The organism is Agromyces aurantiacus, assembly GCF_016907355.1.
Lineage (GTDB): Bacteria > Actinomycetota > Actinomycetes > Actinomycetales > Microbacteriaceae > Agromyces > Agromyces aurantiacus.
This window is the reverse complement of sequence record NZ_JAFBBW010000001.1, coordinates 3,840,733-3,862,860: the sequence shown is the minus strand read 5'-3', so window position 1 is coordinate 3,862,860 and position 22,128 is coordinate 3,840,733. Positions and strand designations below refer to the sequence as shown.

Annotated in this window: 25 protein-coding genes; 16 read left to right on the top strand and 9 right to left on the bottom strand. The window is 72.6% G+C overall.

Features of this window, described 5'->3' with window-relative positions:
* The first annotated feature begins 89 nt into the window (after positions 1–89).
* The 11 genes from JOD46_RS18270 (at position 90) to JOD46_RS18220 (ending at position 8,902) form a co-directional block, all read left to right on the top strand.
* Positions 90–1,100 carry a DMT family transporter gene (locus JOD46_RS18270; RefSeq protein ID WP_307835094.1) on the top strand — a complete coding sequence of 337 codons (1,011 nt, stop codon included), beginning with the start codon at positions 90–92 and terminating at the stop codon, positions 1,098–1,100.
* 93 nt (positions 1,101–1,193) lie between these two features.
* Entirely contained in the window at positions 1,194–1,553 is a 360-nt protein-coding gene (locus JOD46_RS18265) for a GntR family transcriptional regulator (protein WP_204395974.1), read from the top strand.
* Positions 1,550–2,455: an ABC transporter ATP-binding protein gene (locus tag JOD46_RS18260; RefSeq protein ID WP_204395970.1), complete on the top strand. Its 906-nt coding sequence runs from the start codon at positions 1,550–1,552 to the stop codon at positions 2,453–2,455. Before JOD46_RS18265 ends, JOD46_RS18260 begins: the two co-directional genes overlap by 4 nt.
* Positions 2,452–3,219, top strand: a complete 768-nt coding sequence (locus tag JOD46_RS18255; RefSeq protein WP_204395969.1) for a hypothetical protein — start codon at positions 2,452–2,454, stop codon at positions 3,217–3,219. The genes JOD46_RS18260 and JOD46_RS18255 overlap by 4 nt, the downstream gene beginning before the upstream one ends.
* A gap of 173 nt (positions 3,220–3,392) precedes the next feature.
* The gene (locus tag JOD46_RS18250) at positions 3,393–3,602 is read left to right on the top strand and encodes a heavy-metal-associated domain-containing protein (RefSeq protein ID WP_204395968.1); all 210 of its coding nucleotides are present in this window, start codon (positions 3,393–3,395) and stop codon (positions 3,600–3,602) included.
* Positions 3,603–3,613: 11 nt separating this feature from the next.
* On the top strand, positions 3,614–4,642 hold the full coding sequence (locus JOD46_RS18245; protein WP_204395967.1) for a DUF8832 domain-containing protein: 1,029 nt from the start codon (positions 3,614–3,616) through the stop codon (positions 4,640–4,642).
* Positions 4,642–6,945: a heavy metal translocating P-type ATPase gene (locus tag JOD46_RS18240; protein ID WP_204395965.1), complete on the top strand. Its 2,304-nt coding sequence runs from the start codon at positions 4,642–4,644 to the stop codon at positions 6,943–6,945. Before JOD46_RS18245 ends, JOD46_RS18240 begins: the two co-directional genes overlap by 1 nt.
* A gap of 19 nt (positions 6,946–6,964) precedes the next feature.
* A complete protein-coding gene (locus JOD46_RS18235) occupies positions 6,965–7,306 on the top strand; it encodes a chorismate mutase (RefSeq protein WP_204395964.1) in 342 nt (113 codons plus the stop codon).
* Entirely contained in the window at positions 7,303–8,271 is a 969-nt protein-coding gene (locus tag JOD46_RS18230; RefSeq protein WP_204395963.1) for an SDR family NAD(P)-dependent oxidoreductase, read from the top strand. Before JOD46_RS18235 ends, JOD46_RS18230 begins: the two co-directional genes overlap by 4 nt.
* Positions 8,268–8,486: a hypothetical protein gene (locus JOD46_RS18225; protein WP_204395956.1), complete on the top strand. Its 219-nt coding sequence runs from the start codon at positions 8,268–8,270 to the stop codon at positions 8,484–8,486. Before JOD46_RS18230 ends, JOD46_RS18225 begins: the two co-directional genes overlap by 4 nt.
* Positions 8,483–8,902, top strand: a complete 420-nt coding sequence (locus JOD46_RS18220) for a pilus assembly protein CpaE (protein ID WP_204395954.1) — start codon at positions 8,483–8,485, stop codon at positions 8,900–8,902. Before JOD46_RS18225 ends, JOD46_RS18220 begins: the two co-directional genes overlap by 4 nt.
* A gap of 108 nt (positions 8,903–9,010) precedes the next feature.
* On the opposite strand, the gene JOD46_RS18745 is transcribed toward JOD46_RS18220, so the two are convergent.
* Positions 9,011–9,415, bottom strand: coding sequence for an SHOCT domain-containing protein (locus JOD46_RS18745; RefSeq protein ID WP_307835093.1), 405 nt, complete (start codon positions 9,413–9,415; stop codon positions 9,011–9,013).
* Between the two features lie 110 nt (positions 9,416–9,525).
* Here JOD46_RS18745 and JOD46_RS18210 point away from each other — a divergent pair, with 110 nt between their 5' ends.
* The gene (locus tag JOD46_RS18210) at positions 9,526–10,065 is read left to right on the top strand and encodes a hypothetical protein (protein ID WP_204395950.1); all 540 of its coding nucleotides are present in this window, start codon (positions 9,526–9,528) and stop codon (positions 10,063–10,065) included.
* 10 nt (positions 10,066–10,075) lie between these two features.
* Here the strand turns inward: JOD46_RS18210 and JOD46_RS18205 are convergent, their stop codons facing one another.
* From JOD46_RS18205 to JOD46_RS18190, 4 genes are all read right to left on the bottom strand, one after another.
* Positions 10,076–10,318, bottom strand: coding sequence for a hypothetical protein (locus tag JOD46_RS18205; protein WP_204395948.1), 243 nt, complete (start codon positions 10,316–10,318; stop codon positions 10,076–10,078).
* A 1-nt stretch (position 10,319) separates the two neighbouring features.
* Positions 10,320–10,820 carry an NUDIX hydrolase gene (locus JOD46_RS18200; RefSeq protein ID WP_204395947.1) on the bottom strand — a complete coding sequence of 167 codons (501 nt, stop codon included), beginning with the start codon at positions 10,818–10,820 and terminating at the stop codon, positions 10,320–10,322.
* A 19-nt stretch (positions 10,821–10,839) separates the two neighbouring features.
* Entirely contained in the window at positions 10,840–13,155 is a 2,316-nt protein-coding gene (gene purL, locus JOD46_RS18195; RefSeq protein ID WP_204396861.1) for a phosphoribosylformylglycinamidine synthase subunit PurL, read from the bottom strand.
* A gap of 273 nt (positions 13,156–13,428) precedes the next feature.
* A complete protein-coding gene (locus JOD46_RS18190; RefSeq protein WP_204395945.1) occupies positions 13,429–14,244 on the bottom strand; it encodes a shikimate 5-dehydrogenase in 816 nt (271 codons plus the stop codon).
* A 266-nt stretch (positions 14,245–14,510) separates the two neighbouring features.
* Here JOD46_RS18190 and JOD46_RS18185 point away from each other — a divergent pair, with 266 nt between their 5' ends.
* Entirely contained in the window at positions 14,511–17,657 is a 3,147-nt protein-coding gene (locus tag JOD46_RS18185) for a carbohydrate binding domain-containing protein (RefSeq protein ID WP_204395933.1), read from the top strand.
* 60 nt (positions 17,658–17,717) lie between these two features.
* Here the strand turns inward: JOD46_RS18185 and JOD46_RS18180 are convergent, their stop codons facing one another.
* Positions 17,718–18,179 carry a DUF3817 domain-containing protein gene (locus JOD46_RS18180; protein WP_372432730.1) on the bottom strand — a complete coding sequence of 154 codons (462 nt, stop codon included), beginning with the start codon at positions 18,177–18,179 and terminating at the stop codon, positions 17,718–17,720.
* 111 nt (positions 18,180–18,290) lie between these two features.
* Here JOD46_RS18180 and JOD46_RS18175 point away from each other — a divergent pair, with 111 nt between their 5' ends.
* The 3 genes from JOD46_RS18175 to JOD46_RS18165 all read left to right on the top strand — a co-directional run bounded on the left by JOD46_RS18175 (position 18,291) and on the right by JOD46_RS18165 (position 20,229).
* Positions 18,291–18,827 (top strand): hypothetical protein, encoded by a 537-nt coding sequence (locus JOD46_RS18175; protein ID WP_204395924.1) that lies wholly within the window; start codon positions 18,291–18,293, stop codon positions 18,825–18,827.
* Between the two features lie 21 nt (positions 18,828–18,848).
* Entirely contained in the window at positions 18,849–19,382 is a 534-nt protein-coding gene (locus JOD46_RS18170) for an adenine phosphoribosyltransferase (protein ID WP_204395922.1), read from the top strand.
* Between the two features lie 112 nt (positions 19,383–19,494).
* A complete protein-coding gene (locus JOD46_RS18165; protein WP_275588177.1) occupies positions 19,495–20,229 on the top strand; it encodes a flavodoxin family protein in 735 nt (244 codons plus the stop codon).
* A 43-nt stretch (positions 20,230–20,272) separates the two neighbouring features.
* On the opposite strand, the gene JOD46_RS18160 is transcribed toward JOD46_RS18165, so the two are convergent.
* From JOD46_RS18160 to JOD46_RS18150, 3 genes are read right to left on the bottom strand one after another with little or no spacing between them, the layout of a single operon-like run.
* Positions 20,273–21,160, bottom strand: a complete 888-nt coding sequence (locus JOD46_RS18160) for a formylglycine-generating enzyme family protein (protein WP_204395921.1) — start codon at positions 21,158–21,160, stop codon at positions 20,273–20,275.
* 34 nt (positions 21,161–21,194) lie between these two features.
* Positions 21,195–21,584: a hypothetical protein gene (locus JOD46_RS18155; protein ID WP_204395919.1), complete on the bottom strand. Its 390-nt coding sequence runs from the start codon at positions 21,582–21,584 to the stop codon at positions 21,195–21,197.
* Positions 21,581–22,114: a hypothetical protein gene (locus JOD46_RS18150; RefSeq protein ID WP_204395918.1), complete on the bottom strand. Its 534-nt coding sequence runs from the start codon at positions 22,112–22,114 to the stop codon at positions 21,581–21,583. Before JOD46_RS18150 ends, JOD46_RS18155 begins: the two co-directional genes overlap by 4 nt.
* Positions 22,115–22,128: the final 14 nt, after the last annotated feature.

Sequence of the window (22,128 nt, the reverse complement as noted above, 5' to 3'; positions counted from 1 at the left end):
GCGCGCCCTCCTGCCAACGTTCGGCGGGTTCCGGACATCGCGTTCGGGAACCCTCGTGGCGGGCGCGGGTGCGGACGTACCGTGAACCGGTGAACACGCGCACCGACTCCGCCGCCACCCGGCCGCAGGCCGCGCCTGCGGCATCCGCCCCGCCCGCGGCATCCGCCGACCGTCGCGCCGCCGGCGGCCTGCGCACCTGGGCCCAGTTCCTCGGCGCCGGGCTCGTCTGGGGCGCGAGCTTCCTGTTCATGACGGTGGCGCTGACGGGGGTGTCGTTCACCCAGGTCGCGTGGTCGCGCACGGTACTCGGTGCGCTGACGCTCGGGCTCGTGGTGCTCGCCGTGCGGCCGCGGGTCGACGGCGGCCCGATGCTGCCGCGCGAGCCGATCGTGTGGCTGCACTTCCTCGTCATCGGCGTCGTGGGCTGCGTCATCCCGTTCCTGCTCTTCTCGTGGGCGCAGCAGTCGGTGACCTCGAGCCTCGCGTCGATCCTCAACGCGACCACGCCGATCATGACGGCGCTCATCGCGACGCTCGCGTTCCGCGTCGAGAAGCTCGACGCCTCGCGGTGGTTCGGGGTGCTCGTCGGCATCGTGGGCGTCGTCATCATCATCGCGCCGTGGCAGGCCGCGCTCGCGGGCAGCATCGCGGGCCAGCTCGCGTGCCTCGGCGCGACCGCGTGCTACGGCGTCATGTTCGGCTACACGCGCCGGTTCCTCAGTGGCCGGCCGATCGCGCAGACGACCTTCGCGTTCCTGCAGGTGGGCACGGGCGGCGTGGTCATGCTGCTGCTCACGCCGCTGCTCGCCGTCGGCCCGGTGCGGCTGGATGTCGCGGTGATCGTGTGCCTGGCGATCCTCGGCGTGTTCGGCACGGGCCTCGCGTACGTGTGGAACATCGGCGTGATCCGCGCGTGGGGCCCGACGAACGCGTCGACGGTGACATACGTCACGCCGGTCGTCGGCGTGCTGCTCGGCGTGCTGATCCTGCGCGAGCCGCTCTCGTGGAACGAGCCGCTCGGCGCCCTCGTCGTGATGGTGGGGATCCTGCTCACGCAGGGTCGCATCCGGATGTCGCGCCGCGCGCCCGCGCGCGCCTGACCGGTCGGTGCCGTCCAGGGCTTGACACGGGCTCCGTGAGCTGGTTGGTTAGTTACTCAAGTACCTAACCAACCCACTCGAGACGGGAGCCGGATGGACGAGACCCGGCCGATCTTCCTCCAGATCGCGGAGCAGATCGAGAACGAAATCGTCGTCGGCGCCATCGCCGAGGATGCCGCGATCCCGTCGATCAACGAACTCGCGGCGTTCCACCGCATCAATCCCGCCACCGCGCTGAAGGGCGTCAACCGGCTCGTCGAGCAGGGCGTCGTCGCCAAGCGCCGCGGCGTCGGCATGTTCGTGGTGCCGGGCGCGCGCGAGCGGCTCGTCGCCCGCAGGCGGGACGAGTTCGCCGCCGACTACCTCCGACCCCTGATCGCCGAGGCCGCCAAGCTCGGCATCGGGGTCGACGAGCTCGCGGGCATGCTCCGCGGGGAAAGGATCCTCTCATGACCAGCACCGTCGTCCGAGCCCAGGGGCTCGTGAAGCGCTACGGGTCGTTCACCGCGATCGACGGCATCGACCTCGCGCTCGAGGAGGGCCGGATCTACGGCTTGCTCGGGCGCAACGGCGCCGGCAAGACCACCGTCATGCAGATGCTGACCGGTCAGCTCTTCCCCAACGCGGGGCGGCTCGAGGTGTTCGGGCGTCCGCCCGCCGAGCACGCCGACGTGCTGCGCCGCCTCTGCTTCATCGCCGAGGCCCAGCGCTACCCCGAGGACTTCACTCCGGCGCACGTACTGCGGGCGGCGCCGTGGTTCTTCGAGCACTGGGATGCCGCGTTCGCCGAGCGGCTCGTCGCCGACTTCCGCCTGCCGGTCAAGCGGCGCATCAAGAAGCTCTCGCGCGGCCAGCTGTCGGCCGTCGGGGTCGTCGTGGGCCTGGCGTCACGGGCGCCCCTGACCTTCTTCGACGAGCCCTACCTCGGACTCGACGCGGTCGCGCGGCACATCTTCTACGACCGCCTGCTCGAGGACTACGCGGAGCACCCGCGCACGGTCGTGCTCTCCACGCACCTGATCGACGAGGTCGCGAACCTGCTGGAGCACGTCATCCTGATCGACGAGGGTCGCATCCTGCTCGACCGCGATGCCGAGGAGGTGCGCGGCTCGGCCACCTCGGTCGCCGGCCCTCGCGAGGTCGTCGAGCGGTTCGTCGCCGATCGTCCCGTCATCGGCCGCGACGGCATCGGCGGACTGGCCTCCGTCACGATCGACGGGCGGCTCGACCGCGCCGATCGCGCCCGGGCTGCCGAGCTCGGCCTCGAGCTCGCGGCGGTCTCGCTCCAGCAGCTCATCGTCCACCTGACCGGTACCGAACTCACCGGCACGCCCGAGAAGGAGGTGGCGGCATGACCGCCGTCGTCAACGCTCCCGCACCCGTCGGCCAGTCCGTCTCGCGCGTGCGGCCGAACGAGATCTGGCGGATCGTCCGCCTGCACACGGTGAACCCGTCGATCTTCTTCGGCGTGCCGGCCATGGTCCTCGGCGGCGCGTGGGCGATCACGATGGTGATCGCGCTGATCCTCAACGGCGCCGGCGTGCCGATGGAGAACACGGGGTTCCAGTACAGCTGGGCGGTGCTCTCGCCGCAGTGGTACCTCGTCGTGGTCGGCGTCCAGGCGGTGTCGTACACGTTCCCGTTCGCGCTCGGCTTCGGGGCCACGCGTCGCGACTACTGGCTCGGCACGAGCCTGATGTTCGTGCTCGCGTCGGTGCTGTACTCGGTCGTGGTCGCGACGCTGCTCATGATCGAGCGCGCCACCGGCGGCTGGGGCATCGGCGCCGGCATGTTCGACGCGCTCTGGTACGTCGGTGCCGACTGGTTCACCGCGTTCTACACGACCTTCGCGCTGCAGTTGCTCGTGCTGTTCATCGGGGCTGGGGTGACGACCGTGTTCATGCGGTGGCGCATGAAGGGCATGCTCACGCTGGCGTTCGGCGGCATGGCCCTGATTCTCGCGATCATCGCCCTGCTGACGTTCACCGAGTCGTGGGGGCGGATCGGCGCCTGGCTCGCCTCGGTCGGCCTGGTCGGCGGGTTCACGGTCCTGCTGGCGGTCGCGTCGGCGTGGGCCGTCGCCGGATTCCTCGTGATCCGGCGGGCGACGCCGCGATAGGGGGCGCGGCTCGCAGGGCGCGGCATCCGTTCGGGGGAGCGGGTGACGCGCCCTTCGTCGTGCGCGCTGCGGTGGGTGCCGGCTTGTGGAATACCCCTAGGGGGTATAACGTTGGGAAGTGACATACCCCATCCGGGTACCATGAACCGACGAGATCCACGAGGGAGTCCACGATGAGCGAGCGCGAGTACCAGGTGACCGGCATGACCTGCGGCCACTGCGAGATGTCGGTGCGCGAAGAGGTCGAGCAGCTCCCGGGCGTGACGGACATCCAGGTGTCCGCCGCCGCGGGCCGGCTCACGATCTCCGCCCCGGCCGACCTCGACGACGCGGGCGTGATCGCCGCGGTCGAGGAGGCCGGCTACGCCGCCGTGCGCGTCTGACGGGAGTCGACATGCACACGGCAGCCAAGCTGGGGCTGTACGCGGCGGGCGCGGCGGCGGTCTTCGCCGTCGCGCTCACCGCCGCCCCCCTCATCATCCCGGCCGACGCATCGGCCGCCTGGACCTCGAACGAGGACGAACACATGGACACCACCGACGCCGGGCACGGCGGTCACGGCGCCGCCGCGGCATCCGCCTCGCCCGCCGACGACGTGCGGGGCCTCTCGGTCTCGCACTCCGGCTACACCCTCACGTCCCTGAGCGCGCCGGGCGAAGCCGGCGAGCAGGGCGAGCTCGCCTTCCGCATCACGGATGCCGCGGGTGATCCGCTCACCGACTACGAGACCTCGCACGAGAAGGACCTGCACCTCATCGTGGTGCGCGCCGATGGCGCGAACTTCCGCCACGTGCACCCCCGGCACGACGGCGACGGCGGATGGAGCATCCCGTTCGCCTTCGACGCGGCCGGCACCTACCGGGTGTTCGCCGACTTCGTGCCGAGCGAGCACGGCGAGACCGTGACGCTGACCAGCACCGTCGACGTCGCGGGGGGCTTCGCCCCCGCCCCCATCACGGCCGACCGCGCCATCACGACCGTCGACGGCCTGACCGTCGAGGTCGAGGGTGAGCTGGTCTCGGGCGCCGAGAGCGAGCTCACCTTCACGGTGACCCGCGACGGCGAGCCCGTCACGACGCTCGAGCCGTACCTCGGCGCGTACGGGCACCTCGTGGCGCTCCGCCAGGGCGACCTCGCCTACCTGCACGTGCACCCCATGGGAGAGCCGGGCGACGGCGAGACCGAGCCCGGCCCCGAGATCGCCTTCATGGCGACCGCCCCCACCGCGGGCCGGTACCTCCTCTACCTCGACCTCCAGCTCGACGGGCAGGTGCGCACGGTGCCCTTCGTCCTCACGGCCTCGGCCGGGTCGACGGATGCCGCGGGCGACCACGCCCACGACGGCGGCGAGTCGCACGACGCGCCGGCCGAGGAGGGCACCGACACGCACGGCGACACCGACTCGCACGGGGAGGGCCACTGATGACGACCGACCTCGCCACCTCCGGCGCCGACGCCCGCACGGTCGAGCTCGAGATCGGCGGCATGACGTGCGCGTCGTGCGCCATGCGCATCGAGAAGAAGCTCAACAAGCTCGACGGCGTCACCGCGACCGTGAACTACGCGACCGAGAAGGCGCGCGTGACCGCGCCCGCCGGCGTCGACCAGGACGAGCTCATCGCGACGGTCGAGGCCGCGGGCTATCGTGCCTCGGTGCCCGCACCGCCGGCTCCGGCGGGGACGGGCGGCGGCGCGGCCGGCACGGCCGGCGCGCCCGCCGAGACGCGCGCCGACCTCGAGCTGCGCTCGCTGCGCACGCGCCTGATCGCCTCGGTCGTGCTCTCGCTCCCGGTGATCCTCATCTCGATGATCCCCGCGCTGCAGTTCACCTACTGGCAGTGGGCGTCGCTGGCGCTCGCCGCGCCCGTGATCACGTGGGCAGCCTGGCCGTTCCACCGCGCGGCGCTCGTGAACCTGCGCCACGGTGCCGCCACGATGGACACCCTCGTCTCGCTCGGCGTGACGTCGGCGTTCCTCTGGTCGCTCTACGCGCTGTTCCTCGGCACCGCCGGCGAGCCGGGCATGGTGCACCCGTTCGAGCTCACCGTCGCCCCGAGCGACGGCGCCGCGAACCTCTACCTCGAGGTCGCCGCGGGCGTGACGATGTTCGTGCTCCTCGGCCGATACCTCGAGAAGCGGTCCAAGCGCGCCGCCGGCGCGGCCCTGCGAGCGCTGCTCGAACTCGGCGCGAAGGATGTCGCGGTGCTCCGCGACGGCGTCGAGACCCGCATCCCGGTCGAGCAGCTCGCGGTGGGCGACGAGTTCGTCGTGCGCCCGGGCGAGAAGATCGCGACCGACGGCGTGGTCGTCGAAGGCCGCAGCGCCGTCGACGCGTCGCTCGTCACGGGCGAGTCGGTGCCGGTCGAGGTCGAGGCGGGCGACGCGGTCGTCGGCGCGACCGTGAACGCGGGCGGGCGGCTCGTGGTGCGCGCCACTCGCGTCGGCGCCGACACGCAGCTCGCCCAGATGGCGCGGCTCGTCGAGGACGCCCAGGCCGGCAAGGCCCAGGTGCAGCGACTCGCCGACCGGGTCGCGGGCGTCTTCGTGCCCGTCGTGATCCTCATCGCGGTCGCCACGCTCGGCGCGTGGATCGGGGGCGGCTTCCCGCTCTCGGCCGCGTTCACGGCGGCGGTCGCGGTGCTGATCATCGCGTGCCCCTGCGCGCTCGGTCTCGCGACCCCCACGGCGCTGCTCGTCGGCACGGGTCGCGGCGCCCAGCTCGGCGTGCTCATCAAGGGGCCCGAGGTGCTCGAGTCCACGCGCCGCGTCGACACGATCGTGCTCGACAAGACCGGCACGGTCACGAGCGGGCGGATGTCGCTCGCCGGCGTCCTCCCGGCCGACGGCGTCGACGAGGCCGACCTGCTCCGCCTCGCCGGTGCGCTCGAGCACGCGTCCGAGCACCCGATCGCGAAGGCGATCGCGGATGGCGCGGCCGCACGCGTGGGCACCCTGCCGACGCCCGAGTCGTTCGAGAACCGTCCGGGGCTCGGCGTGCACGGCGTCGTCGACGGGCACCTCGTGCTCGTGGGCCGGCCGGCGCTGCTCGCGGAGTGGGCGATCGAGCCCGACGCGCGCGTCGATGCATCCGTCGCCACCGCCGAGGCCGAGGGCCGCACCGCGGTCGTCGTCGCGTGGGACGGCGCCGTGCGCGGCGCGCTCACCGTGGCCGACGCCGTGAAGCCCACGAGTGCCGACGCGGTCGCGCGCCTGCGCGCCCTGGGGCTCGAGCCGATCCTGCTCACGGGCGACAACGCGACGGTCGCGCGGCAGGTCGCCGCGGAGGTCGGCATCGACCGGGTCATCGCCGAGGTCCTCCCCGCCGACAAGGCCGACGTCGTCGCGCGGCTGCAGGGCGAGGGCCGGTCGGTCGCGATGGTGGGCGACGGCGTCAACGACGCCGCCGCGCTCGCGCAGGCCGATCTCGGCATCGCGATGGGCACGGGCAGCGACGTGGCGATCGAGGCGGCCGACCTCACGCTCGTGCGCGGCGACCTGCTCGCCGCGGTCGACGCGATCCGGCTGTCGCGCCGCACGCTCGGCGTCATCAAGGGCAACCTGTTCTGGGCGTTCGCGTACAACGTCGCGGCGATCCCGCTCGCGGCGCTCGGGCTGCTGAACCCGATGCTCGCCGGTGCGGCGATGGCGTTCTCGAGCGTGTTCGTCGTGGGCAACAGCCTTCGCCTGCGCGCCTTCCGTTCCGCCGTCGGAGGCGACCGGCCCTGAGTGGCCGTAGGGTCGAAGCATGACCGCCGAGACCCCCGCCGCCCCGATCGACGAGCGAGACGCCGCGATGACGGAGCTGCTCGGCATCCGCTCGAGCATCGACAACATCGACGCCGCCCTGATCCACCTGCTCGCCGAGCGGTTCAAGTTCACGCAGCAGGTCGGGCGGCTCAAGGCGATGCACGGCCTGCCGCCGAGCGATCCCGAGCGCGAGAAGCGCCAGATCGCCCGGCTGCGGGCCCTCGCCGAGGACGCGCACCTCGACCCGGCGTTCGCCGAGAAGTGGTTCAACTTCGTGGTGGCGGAGGTCATCCGCCACCACGAGGAGCTCGCCGACACGACCGGCTCGGAGGGCCTGTGAGCTGGTACCCGGTGCCGATCCCGTCGCAGGCGGGCCGCTCGGTGCTCGTGACCGGCGCGAACGCGGGCCTGGGCTTCTTCACGGCCGCGCGGCTCGCGCGGGCCGGCGCCCACGTGACGCTCTCGGGGCGCAGCCCCGAACGGCTCCAGGCCGCCGTCGTCGCGCTCCGGCACCGGATGCCGCGGGCCGCCGTCGACACGCTCGTCATCGACACGTCGTCGCTCGAGTCCGTGCACGCCGGCGTCGAGCGGCTGCTCGACCGGGCCCCGCTCACCTCGGTGGTGCTGAACGCGGGCATGGTGCACACGCCCGGGTCGCGGCACGAGAGCGTCGACGGGCACGAGCTCGTGCTCGCGACCAACGTGCTCGGGCACTTCGCCCTCATCGCGCGGCTGCTGCCCCACCTCGCGGCGGGCGCGCGCGTGGTGACCCTCGGCTCGCTGTCGACCCGGCTGTCGACCTTCCGTGTCGACGACCTGGAACTGCGGCGCTCGTACGACGCGTGGCGCGCGTACGCCCAGTCGAAGATCGCGGCGACCTCGATCGCGTTCGAGCTCGACCGGCGCCTGCGGCGTGCCGCGGAGGACGCCGCGGAGGCGGTCGGCGCGGCATCCGCGACGCCCCGCGTGCACAGCGTGGTCGCCCACCCGGGCTACGCGATCTCGGGCCGCACGCCGTCGGTCCCGGGCGTGAGCGCGCCGCCCCGGATCGACCGGTTCCTCGACGCGCTGCAGGCGCCGTTCGCGCAGGGCAAGCACCGCGGCGCCGAGCCGGTCGTGCACGCCGTCGTCGCCGACGACGTCGAGGGCGGGCAGTTCTGGGGCCCGCGGTTCCTGACCAAGGGCGAGCCGCGGCTCGCGACGCCGACGCGGACGTCGCGCGACCCCCGCATCGGTGCGCGCGTGTGGGCGTTCGCCGAGGAGGCGACCGGCGTGAGGCTCGACGCCCGGCAGGTGGGGTCGTGATCCGGGGCGCCCTGGGGCGCTGGTGGTCGAGTCCGCGCACGCGGCTCCGGATCACGCGCGTCATGGTCGTCGCCGGCGCCGCGCTCGGACTCATCGGCGTCCTGACCGCGCGGTACGGGCTGCTGTTCGCGGGCATCATCGTCGTCGGACTCGCCGCGGGGCTCGGCCCCGCGCGCATCCGCCGGCGGTCCGACGACTCGGGGGAGCCGCGATGATCAGTCGCGACCTCGCACTGCAGCTGCGCGACGCCGGGCTGGTCTGGCACCCCGAGTCAGGCGATCGCTTCCAGCTCGACCTGCCGAGCGACGTCGAGTCCGACGTCGAAGCAGACACCTTCACCGTGAGCGAGATGACGATCGAGACCCGGCGCTATCCCACGGGCACGATCCTCGCGTTCAACGGCACCACCGAGTGGGCGCTCGACTCCGTCGCGCTCGCCGACGCCGTCTGGCTGCCCCGCGAGGACCAGCTGCGCGACCTGCTCCGCGCGACCTTCCGGGTGCTGCGGCGCCTGCCCGACGCGTTCGAGGTCGAGATCGAGCTGGCCGGGCAGGAGCGCCGGTTCGAGCACCCCGACGCCGCCGAGGCGTACGGGATGGCGCTGCTCGCGCTGATCGAGCGCACGCGCTGACCTCCGGTTCGCCGGCCCGGGCCGACCGGCCCGCACCGAGGCATCCGCCCGTGACGAAGGGCTCGCGGAGCCCGTTCCCGGGTCGCCGCGAGCCCGTTCGTCGGTCGCTCAGGCTCCCTGGAGCGCCTTGGCCTTGAGCGACTCGTATTCGGCCTGCGTGATCGCGCCGCTGTCGAGCAGCTTCTTGGCCGACTCGATCTCGGCGGCCGCCGACTGACCGGATCCCGCGACCGATCGGATGTACTCGGCCTGCTGCGAGTTCATCGCCTGCGCGCGCTCCAGGTTCCGCTGCGTCATGCTCCGGCCGCGCGCGATCAGGTAGATGAAGGCCGCGAGGAACGGGAAGAAGACCAGGAAGAGCACCCACAGCGCCTTCGCCCAGCCGTTGAGCGTCGAATCCCGGAAGATGTCGATGAACACCGTGATGAAGATCCAGATGCAGGAGATGATCACGTAGAACCAGAAGAGCCAGACCAGGAAGTCCCAGAAGGTGTTGGACCCGGAGTAGAGCACGGCGTTCCCCTTTCCCGCGTGGATGTGAGGGCCACGCCCACGTCGGATCGACGGTATCGGCCAGACCCGCCGGGGCCATGGGACCAAAGGCACGTCGATAGGCTCGTCGCATGGAGGCCACGGATGCCGCGGCGGCGGCAGCGCGCGACGCGGTCGACGCGGCCGTGCGTGCGCTCGCCGAGGCATCCGCTCGCACCGAGACCCTCGCCGAGTACATGCCGCCGCGGCGCGTGCTCGGGATCCCGCGGGCGGCGCGCATGCGCGTGATCGGCCCGGTGTGGCGGCTCGGCGTGCTGCTGCTCGACGCCGACGGCCGCCTGTACGCGACCGGGCGCGTGGTCCGCGCCGAGCGGGAGGTGCGCCGGAGCGTCCTCGCCGAGTCGGTCGCCGAGCAGCGCGCCTATCGTGCGGCGGCCGTCAAGGGCGGCATCCCCGAGGGCGCGACCGTCGTGTTCGACGCAGTCCCGCTCGCGCTCGACGCCGACGCGCTCGCTGCGCCATCGGGCGCGCTCGCGCCTATGACCGGCGCCGACGGTGCGACGCAGGTGGGCGTGCGCTGGGATCCGTCGCGTGCCGACGCGCTCATCCCGCTCGCGTCGTACCTCGCCGAGCGCGTCGAACTGCTCGCACACCCGCCCCAGGGCGCCTGACGCCCGCGCTTCAGCGGTCGTCGGCGTCGGTGCGCGACGGCCGCTGCTCCTGCTCGGCGATGGACTCGATGACCGAGTCCTGCAGCCCGCGCTGCCCTGTGTGCAGCTCCTGGTAGGTCTCGCCGGCGCCCATCAGCGGCCCGAACGCGGCGCGCAGCCGCTGGCCGCGCGGCGCGCGCAGCGCCCGAACCGTCATGCCGATCACGATCGCGGACGCGAACAGGGCCGCGAGGATGCCGATCGCCGCGTCCACGTCAGAATCCGAACGCCGTGATCGCCGGCAGGCCGCCGTCGCGCCAGCCCTCGAGCGCGAACCGCTCGTGGTGCACGAGCCGCTCGGGCAGCCCGTCAAGCGGAAACCACTCGAGCGCGCTCGCCTTGTCGGCCTCCTGCAGCGCCGGGGTGCCACGCCACGTGCGAGTGACGAAGAACACGTCGAGGCGCTGGTCGATCGGCAGGCCGGTCGGCGCGGTGCGGTGCATGGCGGTGATGGGTTCGAGCTCGGACTCGGCGACCTCGACCCCGATCTCCTCGTGCGTCTCGCGCACGGCACCGGCCATCAGCGACTCGCCCGGGTCGACGTGCCCCGCGGCCGACGCCGCCCACCACCCGTCGTAGTAGCCGGTGCCCTCGCGCATCTGCAGCAGCACGCGGTCGCTGTCGACGAGGAACACGTAGGCGGCCGGGATCAGCGCGAACGTGCCGTGCTCCGCGGCGTACGCCGCGGGATAGGTCTGCCGCGGTTCCGTCGTCATCGTCGGCCGCCCGAGTGGATCAGTACCCGACGACCGGGCCGAACGCGTCGGCGAGCGGGGCGCGCTTCACGCCGCGGAGCTCGTCGACCGGGACGGTGAACGCGCCCTGCACCTCGAGCGCGTTCGACGCGGCATCCGTCACGCCGATGCGGCGGACCGGGTAGCCGCGGCCCTCGCAGAGCCCGCGGAACCGCACGTCGTCCTCGCGCGGCACGGTCACGATGACGCGGCCGGTCGACTCGGAGAACAGCGCCGTCGCGAGGTCGATGCCGGCGTCCTCGGTGACCTCGCCGAGGACGACGCGCGCGCCCACGCCGAAGCGATCCACGGCGTCGGCGAGCGCGATCGCGAGTCCGCCGTCGCTGAGGTCGTGCGCCGAGTCGATGAGACCCTCGAGCGCCGCGGCCTGGAGCAGTTCGGCGAGCTGCTTCTCGCGAGCGAGGTCGACGTACGGCGGACGGCCGCCGAGGTGGCCGTGCACCACGCCCGCCCAGGCCGAGCCGTCGAGCTCGGCGTACGTGTCGCCGAGCAGGTAGATGTTGTGCCCCTCGTCCTGCCAGCCCGACGGGATGCGGCGGGCGACGTCGTCGATCACGCCGAGCACCGCGACGACCGGGGTCGGATGGATCGGCACGTCGCCGGTCTGGTTGTAGAAGCTCACGTTGCCGCCGGTGACGGGGATGCCCAGCTCGAGGCATCCGTCGGCGAGGCCCTCGACGGCCTGGGCGAACTGCCACATGACCTCGGGGTTCTCGGGGCTGCCGAAGTTCAGGCAGTCGGAGACGCCCATGGGCTTCGCGCCGGTCGCGGCGACGTTGCGGTACGCCTCGGCGAGCGCGAGCTGCGCGCCCGCGCGCGGGTCGAGCTGGCAGTAGCGGCCGTTCGCGTCGGTCGCGACGGCCACGCCGAGACCCGACTCCTCGTCGACGCGGATCATGCCCGCGTCATCCGGCGACGCCAGGGCCGTGTTGCCGAGCACGTAGTGGTCGTACTGGTTCGTGATCCACGCGGCATCCGCCTGGTTCGCCGAACCCACGAGCTGCAGGAACTGCGCGCGCAGCTCGTCGCCGGCGTCGTCGGCCGGCCGGGCCAGGTCGGCGGCCGTGTCGGCCTGCAGCGCGTCGAGGTACGACGGGTAGCGGACGGGCCGCTCGTAGACCGGGCCGTCGACCGCGACCGTGCGCGGGTCGACGTTGACGATCTCCTCGCCGCGCCAGGTGATGCTCAGGCGGCCCGTCTCGGTGACCTCGCCGAGCACGGATGTCTCGACGTCCCACTTCTGCACGACCTCGAGGAAGCCCGCGAGCTTCTCGGGCTTCACGATCGCCATCATGCGCTCCTGGCTCTCGCTCATGAGGATCTCCTCGGGCGTGAGCGTGGGGTCGCGCAGCAGCACGTCGTCGAGCACGATCGACATGCCGCCGTCGCCGTTCGAGGCGAGCTCGGACGTCGCGCACGAGATGCCCGCGGCGCCCAGGTCCTGGATGCCCTCGACGAGGTCGTTCGCGAAGAGCTCGAGGCAGCACTCGATGAGCACCTTCTCGGCGAACGGGTCGCCGACCTGCACCGCCGGGCGCTTGGTCGGGCCGCCCTCGGCGAACGTGTCGGACGCGAGGATCGACGCGCCGCCGATGCCGTCGCCGCCCGTGCGGGCGCCGAAGAGGACGACCTTGTTCCCCGCGCCCTTCGCGTTCGCGAGGTGCAGGTCCTCATGGCGCAGCACGCCGACCGCGAGGGCGTTCACGAGCGGGTTGGCCTGGTACACCGGGTCGAACCAGGTCTCGCCGCCGATGTTCGGCAGGCCGAGGCAGTTGCCGTAGAAGCTGATGCCCGAGACGACGCCGTGCACCACTCGCGCCGTGTCGGGGTGGTCGATCGCGCCGAAGCGCAGCGCGTCCATGACGGCGACCGGGCGCGCGCCCATCGAGATGATGTCGCGCACGATGCCGCCCACGCCGGTCGCGGCGCCCTGGAACGGCTCGATGTAGCTCGGGTGGTTGTGCGACTCGATCTTGAACGTGACGGCCCAGCCCTCGCCGATGTCGAGCACGCCCGCGTTCTCACCCATGCCCACCATGAGGTGCTGCTTCATCTCGGGTGTGACCTTCTTGCCGAATTGGCGCAGGTACACCTTGCTCGACTTGTAGGAGCAGTGCTCGCTCCACATGACCGAGTACATCGCGAGCTCGGCGCTCGTGGGCCGGCGGCCGAGGATGTTGCGGATGCGCTCGTACTCGTCGGGCTTCAGGCCCAGCGCCGCGTACGGCTGCTCCTTCTCGGGGGTCGCGGCGGCGACCTCGACGGTGTCGAGCGTGGCGGTGCGCGGCGCCTCGATGAGCTCGGCGTCGGACGCGGCCGGGCCGCCCGGCTCCGCGGTGGTGCTGGCAGCGGTGGGCGAGGTCTCAGTGGTCACGGGTGGCGAGCTCCAGAAAATGGCGGCGAGCGGATGCCGCGGGGCGGGTGCCGGACCCACTGAGTCTACCCGCGCTGCTCACGTGAGCAGTCGCGCTCCGGCCCCCGCACCCCTCCCACGTCAGGTGTGGACACTCGTTGTGGGTGCTGGCGCCGATGCACCCGCAACTACGGTCCTCACGACGAGACGGCGAGGCTACTCGGCGCGCGAGAAGGCGGAGGCGCGGTCGACCTGGTCGCGCGTGAGCGCGACGCCCGTGTAGCGCTCGAACTGCCGGGCGGCCTGGAGCGCGATGACCTCGGCGCCGGTGATCACGCGCGTGCCGGAGGCGCGCGCCGCCGCGATGAGCGGGGTCTCGGCGGGGAAGGCGACGACGTCGAAGACGACGGAGGCCCGCTCGACGAACGCGGGGGAGAAGGCGAGCGCCGCGGCATCCGCCCCCTGCATGCCGATGGGCGTGACGTTGACGATGACGTCGAACTCGGGCGCGAGCTCGTCGGGAGTCCACGCGTAGCCGTACTTCGCCGCGAGCGCCGGGCCAGCCTCGGGGTTGCGCGCCAGCACCGTGAGGTCGCCGAATCCCGCGCCGCGGAACGCCGCGACGACCGCCTTGGCCATGCCGCCCGATCCGCGCACGAGCACGCGCGCGGCGGGGTCGACCCCGTGCTCGGCGATCAGCTGGGCGACCGCTTCGTAGTCGGTGTTGGATGCCGAGAGCCGGCCGCCGTCGTTGACGATCGTGTTGACCGACTCGATGGCCGCGGCCGACTCCTCCATGACGTCGACGAGGGGGATCACCGCCTCCTTGAACGGCATCGACACCGAGCAGCCGCGGAAGCCGAGCGCGCGCATGCCGCGGATGGCGCCCTCGAGGTCGTCGGTCGTGAACGCCTTGTACATGAAGTTCAGGCCGAGCTCGTCGTAGAGGTAGTTGTGGAACCGCGTGCCGAGGTTCGACGGGCGGCCCGAGAGCGAGATGCAGACCTGCATGTCCTTGTTGAGGATCGGCATGCCGCCATTCTCGCGTGCGGGCGCGTGGCGCATTTGTTGTGAGAGCGCTCTCTCAGCTGCGCCATGTGGCGAACGGTTTCCCGTGGCCGGATGCCCGCCGGACCGCTCGGCGCCCGCGATGCCAATGTTTGCAACAGGCTTGTGCCGTGCCGCACGACCCGTTTAGCCTGTCCGAGACCACCTCGGTCGATCCATCCCTCAACTGCAATGGAGCACGAATGGACTCGAGAATGAGAGCGCTCTCACGCCGGAGCGTGGGAGCGCTGGTGGCCGGCGCCGTCGTCGCCGTCCCGTTGGCGACCGCCGTCCCGGCATCCGCGGCCGGCAGCGTCGCCGTCATCGCCGACTTCGAGGGCGGTGCGCCCGACGGCTTCTTCTCCTACGGCTCGGCCGGCTTCGGCATCGTCGACGTCGCCGCCGGCTCACCCGAGGCCAAGCCGGGGCAGACCGACCCGACGAAGGTCGTCTCGTACGGCTGGGACGTCACGGCGCCCGGCTCCTTCGGCGGCGTCGGCCAGACGTTCGCGGGGGCCCGCGACTACAGCGCCTTCGACGGCGTCAGCCTCATGGTCGACGGGTCGGGCAACGGCGCGGCGTACCAGGTCGAGATCTTCGACGGCGGCCCGAACGCCGACGCGTCCGAGCGGTTCGACGTCACGGTCGTCGACGACACCGACGGCTGGAAGGAGGTGCGCCTGCCGTGGTCGGCCTTCGCTCGCGCGACCGATTACCAGCCGGGCGGTGCGCCGAACGACGGCCTCGGCCTCACCTCGCTGTGGGGCTACGCGATCCCCGCGGTGAACGGCTCCGACACCATCCGCGTCGACGACATCGCCGTCTACTCCGACACCGAGGTCACGCCGTCGGTGTCGTTCACCGCCCCGTCCGCCTCGGCGATCGAGGGCGACGCGGTCAACGTCGAGGTGCGCCTGGACATCGCCGCGTCGGTCCCCGTGACGGTCGAGCTGGGTGCGACCGACGGCACGGCCGTCGCGGGCGAGGACTACGTCGACCCCGCGACCACGATCGAGTTCGCCCCGGGTGAGACCAGCCGCACCGTGCAGGTGGCCACCACGGGGGACGACGCCGAGGAGCCCTCGGAGACGTTCACGCTCGGGCTCGCGAACCCGAGCGGCGCGAACCTCGGCTCGACGCCGTCGTTCGAGGTCACGATCCTCGACGACGACGGCGAGGTCGTCGGTCCGCCCGACGGGCGCACCACGATCGTCGACGACCACGAGGCCGAGCTCGTCGAGGGCCAGGCCGGCGGGGTGCCCGTCGGCTGGTTCGCCGCGCAGGACCCGAGCAGCACGGTCGCCTTCGAGCGCACGGATGCCGCGCCCGCCCCGGTTCCCGGCGCGCCCGCCGGCAACCACGCGCTGCGCGCCGACTACTCCGTGTCGTCGTACGGCGTCGTCATCCGCAACTTCACGAACGAGGCGGCCGACGCGTGGACGACCGAGGACTGGTCGACCTACGAGGGCATCGGGTTCTGGATGTACGGCAACGGATCCGGCACCGACCTCTTCCTCGACCTGCTCGACAACCGCACGCCGGGCTCGACGAAGGACGACGCCGAGCGGTTCGTGGTGTCCTTCTCCGACGACTGGCGCGGATGGCGCTTCCTCACGTTCGACTTCGACGACTTCTCGCGCAAGGAGATCGGCAACGGCGCACCGAACGACGGGCTGACGCTCACCGAGATGCACGGGTACGCGTTCGGCTCGCTGCGCACGACGACGCCGCAGACCTTCTACTACGACGACGTGCTGGTGTACGGCGAGGCCGAGCCGCCCGCCCTCTCGGTCGGGTTCGACCGCGCCGGCTACGAGGTCGATGAGGGCCAGGCCGCCACGGGCGTCATCCGCCTGAACCGCGTCGCCGAGACCGACGTGACCGTCGACTGGGCCTCGTCGGCGACCGAGGCGCGCACCGCGACCGAGGACCTGTCGGCGACGGCCGACCGCGACTTCACGCCCGCGAGCGGGACCGTCACGATCCCGGCCGGCCAGCGCGAGGCCTCGATCGAGCTGCCCACGCTCGAGGACGCCAAGCACGAGGTCGACGAGACGTTCGTCGTGCGGCTCTCCGAGCCGGAGGGTGCGGAGCTCGGCTTCGGCCGCACCGCCACCGTCAGCATCCAGGACGACGACCCGGCCGACGCCGGCCTCGTCGACGACTTCGAGTCGACCCCGTGGCGCTTCGACACGACCGACAACGCCCAGCTGACCACGCGCGAGATCGCGGCCGGCGACGCCGACGCCTACCCGGGCCAGGACGCGTACGAGCAGGTCGCGGACTTCGCGCACCGCGGCACGGCGACGATATCGCGCGAGTTCGCGGGCGGCCAGGACTGGTCGGACGCCGAGGGCATCAGCCTGATGGTGAACGGCACCGGGAAGCCCACGCGCCTCACCGTCGGCATCCAGGACGACCCGGCGCCCGACGAGGGTCCGGCGACCTGGGAGCTCGCATGGAGCGACGAGTTCGACGGCCCGGCCGGCTCCCGCGCCAACCCCGAGAACTGGACCTACGAGACCGGCGGCTGGGGCTGGGGCAACGACGAGCGCCAGTACTACACCGACAGCACCGACAACGCGGCGCTCGACGGCGACGGCAACCTCGTCATCACGGCCCGCGAGGTCGACCCGGCCACGACCGACCTCGAGTGCTGGTACGGCCCGTGCGAGGTCACGTCGGCGCGCCTGATCACCGAGCAGAAGCAGGAGTTCGAGTACGGCCGCATCGAGTCGCGCGTGCAGCTGCCTGAGGGCAGCGGCATCTGGCCCGCGGTGTGGTCGCTCGGCACCGACTTCCGCGAGGTCGGCTGGCCGCACACCGGCGAGATCGACATCATGGAGTACGTCGGCCGGCTGCCGAACGAGACCTTCGGCACCATCCACGGCCCGGGCTACTCGGGCGGACAGTCCTACGGCGGCATCTACGACTTCGGTCAGCCGGTGCCCGACGGATGGCACGACTTCGCGGTCGAGTGGACGCCCGAGCGCATCACGTGGGAGGTCGACGGCATCGTCTACCACGAGGCCGACCCGGCCGACGTCGCCCCGAACGAGTGGGTGTTCGACCACCCGTTCTCGCTCATCACGAACGTCGCCGTGGGTGGCAACTTCGGTGGCACGCCCGGCGACGACCTGGTGTTCCCGCAGTCGCTGACGGTCGACTACGTGCGCGTCTACCAGGCGCCCGACACCGCCGAGCGCTTCACGGCGAGCATCGTCGACCGCACGGCCGGATGGCACGAGGTGACGATCCCGTTCGACGCGTTCACGCGGGCCGACGAGCAGCCGGCGGGCGCGCCCGACGACGGGCTCACGCTCACCGACGTGCAGGGGTACTCCCTGACATTCGCCGGCAAGGGCACGACCACGCTCGACCGCGTCACCGTCGAGTAGGCAGGGCGGCGATCGGGGCGGATGCGCGGCATCCGCCCCGATCGGCCGTTCCGGCCGGACTCAGGCCTCGCGGCCGCCGGGCGGGCCGACGATCAGCAGCGCCGTGAAGACGGCCGCGACGCCGACCACGGCGAGCACGGTGAGCAGCACCGGCCGAGCGAGCCCCCAGCGCAGCAGCCGGTTCACGACGTTGCCGTCGGCGGGGTGCTCGGTCGCCTCGCGGCGCCAGTCGCCCTCGAGCCGGCCGCGGCGCACGAGCCAGAGCTCGAACGGCACGGTCGCGTAGGGCACGACGGCCGTGGCCACGCCGAGTGCCATGAGCCCGACGCTCCAGCGCTGGTTCACGCCGACGAGCAGCACCGCCGCGCCGTACGCGAGGAACACGAAGCCGTGGATCGATCCGCCGACGAGCACGGCCTGGTCGAGGCCGGCGGTCGCGCGGAGGATGAGCGCGGCGATGAGGATGGTCCAGGTGATCGCCTCGGCGATCGCGAGGCTGCGGAAGAGACGCAAGGGTGACACGATGCTCCTGGGGTGGGGGGGTGACTCCATCCTCGCAAGGGCAGGCGACCGCGGCATCCGTCGAAGGATGGACGGCCCGCCGAGCCCGGCACGGAGCCGGAGGGGGTCCGCATGCACGACCACGAGTCCGCCGGACGCACGGCGGTCGCGCGCCCAGCCCGGCTCGTCCTCCGCGCCTACCGCACCGAGTCGGCGGTCTACGGCGTCGTGCTCGTGAGCACGCTGATCGCGATCGGCTGGGAGGACGACACCGACCTCGAGGTGCTGCTGTTCACGCTCGGCGCGGTGGCCGTGTTCTGGCTCGCGCACGTCTACGCGGGCACGGTGGCGCGCGAGGAGGGGCCGGAATCGGGCCGACCGCGATGGCGGGCGATCGTCGGCGCGGCCTGGCGCTCGGCGGCGGACTCGTCGGGCCTCCTGCTCGCCATGATCCTGCCGACCGTCTTCCTCGGCCTCGCGGCGATCGGCTGGCTCGACGAGTACGTCGCGTACTACCTCGCGCTCTGGGTCGGCGTGCTCGTGCTCGCGGTCATCGGCTGGTGGACGGCCGCCCGGCGCGGCGGGCCGTGGGGATGGCGCCTGCTCAGCGCGCTCGTGACCGCGAGCCTCGGCCTGCTGGTGATCTGGCTCAGCACGCTCGTGCACTGAGCCGGGCGATACCCTTGCCGGATGCACGAATCCGAGGTCCGCGCCCTCGTCGAGTCCAAGCTCGCCACGATCCCCGACTTCCCCGAGCCCGGTGTGGTGTTCCGCGACCTCACGCCCGTGTTCGCCCACGGGCCGGCGTTCCACGCGCTCGCCGAGTCGCTCACGGCGCCGTTCGCGGGACGCTTCGACGACCTCGCGGGCGTCGAGGCGCGCGGCTTCCTGCTCGCGGGCGCCGCGTCGGCGCTGTGCGGCGCGGGCGTGCTGCCCGTGCGCAAGGCCGGCAAGCTGCCGCGCGCGGTGATCCGCGAGGAGTACGAGCTCGAGTACGGCACCGCCGCGCTCGAGGTGCACGAGGGCGAGCTCGCGCCGGGCTCGCGCGTGCTCATCGTCGACGACGTGCTCGCGACGGGCGGCACCGTCGAGGCGGCGGCGCGCCTGGTCGAGCGGGCCGGATGGCACGTGGCCGGCATCTCGGTCGCGATCGAGCTGCCCGCGCTCGGCGGGCGCGAGCGGCTCGGCGGGCGGTACGAGATCCACAGCCTGCTGCAGTACTGACCCGTCGCGGACCGGGCGGGGCGCGATGGTCGCGCCGGCCCCGTGGCGCGTGAGGTGAGCGTCGCCTGTGAAGCCCGCGCCATCCGCTCGCCCGAGGAGTAGCGTTCGGCGCATGGCAGCCGAACCGGACTACTCCGACCTGACCGCGCTCTACGTCAACTGCACGCTCAAGCGTTCGCCCGAGGTCAGCAACACCCAGGGCCTCATGGATTCCAGCATCCGCCTCATGCGGGAGCACGGTGTGTCGGTCGAGCACCTCCGCCTGGTCGACCACGACGTCGCGACCGGGGTGTACCCCGACATGCGCGAGCACGGCTGGGCGGCCGACGCCTGGCCCGACGCGATCTGGCCGAAGGTCGCGGCCGCCGACATCCTCGTCGTGGGCGGGCCGATCTGGCTCGGCGACAACTCCTCGGTCACCAAGCGCCTCATCGAACGGCTCTACGCGATGAGCTCCGAGCAGAACGCGAAGGGCCAGTACGTCTACTACGGCAAGGTCGGCGGCGCGATCATCACCGGCAACGAGGACGGCATCAAGCACTGCGCGTCGAACATCCTGTACAGCCTGCAGCACATCGGGTTCACCATCCCGCCGGCCGCCGACGCGGGCTGGATCGGCGAGGCAGGGCCTGGCCCGAGCTACCTCGACGAGGGTTCGGGCGGCCCCGAGAACGACTTCACCAACCGCAACACGACGTTCATGACCTACAACCTCATGCACCTCGCGCACCTCCTGAAGCAGGCGGGCGGCCTCCCGGCGATCGGCAACGTGCGCTCGGCCTGGGACGCTGGCGAGCACTTCGGCTACGTGCCGACGCCCGAGCACCCGAACCCCGAGTACCGCTGAGCCGGCCCACTGCCCGGGTTCGGCGTGCGGATGCCGCGGCGCCTCAGCGCGCGCAGCGGAAGCCGATGTGGGTCGTCGCCGAGTCCTCCGCCTGCGCGGAGCGAGCCGCGGGGCGATAGCGCCGGCAGTACTCGGGCGCGCAGAGGTGCGAGCCGCCCTTGATGACGTGCATCGCCTGCGAGGCCGGCAGCCCGGCGAGCAGGTCGCGCCGCTCGCCGCGGTCGACGGCGGCCGCACCCGGCGGCACGTGCCGGGGGGTGAACGCGTCGACGGTCCACTCCCAGACGTCACCGATCATGTCGAGCAGGCCGAACCCGTTGGGCGGGTAGGAGCCGACGGGCGACGTGCCGCCCCAGCCCTCGCTGCGGTACGGGAACGCGCCCTGCCACGTGTTGGCCATGACCGCGCCGCCCGGCATCCGCTCGTCGCCCCACGCGAACTCGGCGCCGACCAGCCCGCCGCGCGCGGCGTACTCCCACTCGGCCTCGGTCGGCAGGCGCCGGCCGGCCCAGGCGGCGTAGGCCGACGCGTCCTCGAACGCGACGTGCACGACCGGGTGGTCGAGCCGGTCGTCGATCGACGAGCCGGGGCCGAGCGGATGGCGCCACTGGGCGCCCGGCACCCACCGCCACCACTGCCGCCAGTCGCCGAGGTCGACCGGCCCCTCGGTCGGCGTGAACACGAGCGACCCGGGCACGAGCTCGGCAGGGTCGGCGCCGGGGAACTCGGCCGGATCGAGCTCGCGCTCGGCGACCGTGACGTACCCGGTGGCCGCCACGAACTCGGCGAACTGCGCGTTCGTGACCGGATGCCGCTCGATCGCGAACGGCTCGACGCGGCGCTCGTGCTGCGGCGCCTCCTCGGGGTAGTGCCGATCGGATCCCATGAGGAACGTGCCGCCGGGCAGCTCGACGAGCTCGGTGAGGCTCATCCGATCAGGCTACGCGTCCCGCGGGCGCGAAGCGTCAGTTCGTCGACGTGGTGCCGCTCTCGTCGCCGTCGCCGTCGAAGTCGCCCTGCCCCGGTAGCGAGTCGCGGTCGCCGAAGCCGGGGCGGCCGGGCCCGAACCCGTCGCCGTCGAGGTCGCCGTCGCTCCAGCCAGGCGGGGTCGCACCGCCCGCGGGCACGCCGAGCACGCCGTTGAAAAGCGCCGCCGCGTTGCCCGCGACGAAGCCGCCCGCGAACGAGAGCAGCGCGAGGATCACCGCGGCGATGGCGAGCACCCAGGCCCGGCGGTACCAGGGCGTGCGCGCCGCCGCGGGCGGCAGCGCGGCGGTCGGCGTGTCGCCGGCAGGGGTGCCGGGGGCTGGGTGGAACAGCGGCGGATTCGCCGCCGGAGGGGTCGTGGTGGTCATCTCGGTCCTTCGCGCCGTCGGTGCGGGACGGTACGCCCGCGTGATCCGAGGCTCGGCGACGACGCTATGCGAGAGCTTTGCCTGAGCACGGTGCAGGCCGCGAATGCGTGCCCAGCGAGCTGCACCCAGGTGGACACCGCGTCGGCGACGGGCAGGCCCCGCCGGTCGATCACGCGTGCCGTCCCTGTGCGCAGTTCATGGCCGACGACCCCGCGCGTGCGGGGCGGCCGGTTCGGAGCGAACGACGAGACGTGCAGCGGCGCATCGGAATCGAGATCGCCAGGGAGGGGGATGCCCCACAGCAGCGCCGCGGTGTCGTGCGAGAAGAACTGGCCGCTCCGGAGTCGGGGCAGGTACGTACGGCACCGATCCAGCACGTCGGATGGCGCGTAGGCGGATCGGACCCCGTGGAACGGCCTGGCGAGGTCGCGGCCCCGCAGGCGCCCATCGCCCACGCCCTCGCGGCGCGCCTCGGCGGTCGAGAACGCCCGAGCGGCGAGGTGGGATGGTAGCTCGACGCGACGCGGCATCCGCCCACCATGCC

Coding starts and splice junctions, on each gene's coding strand:
- JOD46_RS18265 (WP_204395974.1), top strand. CDS start 1,194: ATGGACGAGACCCGGCCGATCTTCCTCCAGATCGCGGAGCAGATCGAG.
- JOD46_RS18260 (WP_204395970.1), top strand. CDS start 1,550: ATGACCAGCACCGTCGTCCGAGCCCAGGGGCTCGTGAAGCGCTACGGG.
- JOD46_RS18255 (WP_204395969.1), top strand. CDS start 2,452: ATGACCGCCGTCGTCAACGCTCCCGCACCCGTCGGCCAGTCCGTCTCG.
- JOD46_RS18250 (WP_204395968.1), top strand. CDS start 3,393: ATGAGCGAGCGCGAGTACCAGGTGACCGGCATGACCTGCGGCCACTGC.
- JOD46_RS18245 (WP_204395967.1), top strand. CDS start 3,614: ATGCACACGGCAGCCAAGCTGGGGCTGTACGCGGCGGGCGCGGCGGCG.
- JOD46_RS18240 (WP_204395965.1), top strand. CDS start 4,642: ATGACGACCGACCTCGCCACCTCCGGCGCCGACGCCCGCACGGTCGAG.
- JOD46_RS18235 (WP_204395964.1), top strand. CDS start 6,965: ATGACCGCCGAGACCCCCGCCGCCCCGATCGACGAGCGAGACGCCGCG.
- JOD46_RS18220 (WP_204395954.1), top strand. CDS start 8,483: ATGATCAGTCGCGACCTCGCACTGCAGCTGCGCGACGCCGGGCTGGTC.
- JOD46_RS18210 (WP_204395950.1), top strand. CDS start 9,526: ATGGAGGCCACGGATGCCGCGGCGGCGGCAGCGCGCGACGCGGTCGAC.
- JOD46_RS18200 (WP_204395947.1), bottom strand. CDS start 10,820: ATGACGACGGAACCGCGGCAGACCTATCCCGCGGCGTACGCCGCGGAG.
- JOD46_RS18190 (WP_204395945.1), bottom strand. CDS start 14,244: ATGCCGATCCTCAACAAGGACATGCAGGTCTGCATCTCGCTCTCGGGC.
- JOD46_RS18175 (WP_204395924.1), top strand. CDS start 18,291: ATGCACGACCACGAGTCCGCCGGACGCACGGCGGTCGCGCGCCCAGCC.
- JOD46_RS18170 (WP_204395922.1), top strand. CDS start 18,849: ATGCACGAATCCGAGGTCCGCGCCCTCGTCGAGTCCAAGCTCGCCACG.
- JOD46_RS18165 (WP_275588177.1), top strand. CDS start 19,495: ATGGCAGCCGAACCGGACTACTCCGACCTGACCGCGCTCTACGTCAAC.
- JOD46_RS18160 (WP_204395921.1), bottom strand. CDS start 21,160: ATGAGCCTCACCGAGCTCGTCGAGCTGCCCGGCGGCACGTTCCTCATG.
- JOD46_RS18155 (WP_204395919.1), bottom strand. CDS start 21,584: ATGACCACCACGACCCCTCCGGCGGCGAATCCGCCGCTGTTCCACCCA.
- JOD46_RS18150 (WP_204395918.1), bottom strand. CDS start 22,114: ATGCCGCGTCGCGTCGAGCTACCATCCCACCTCGCCGCTCGGGCGTTC.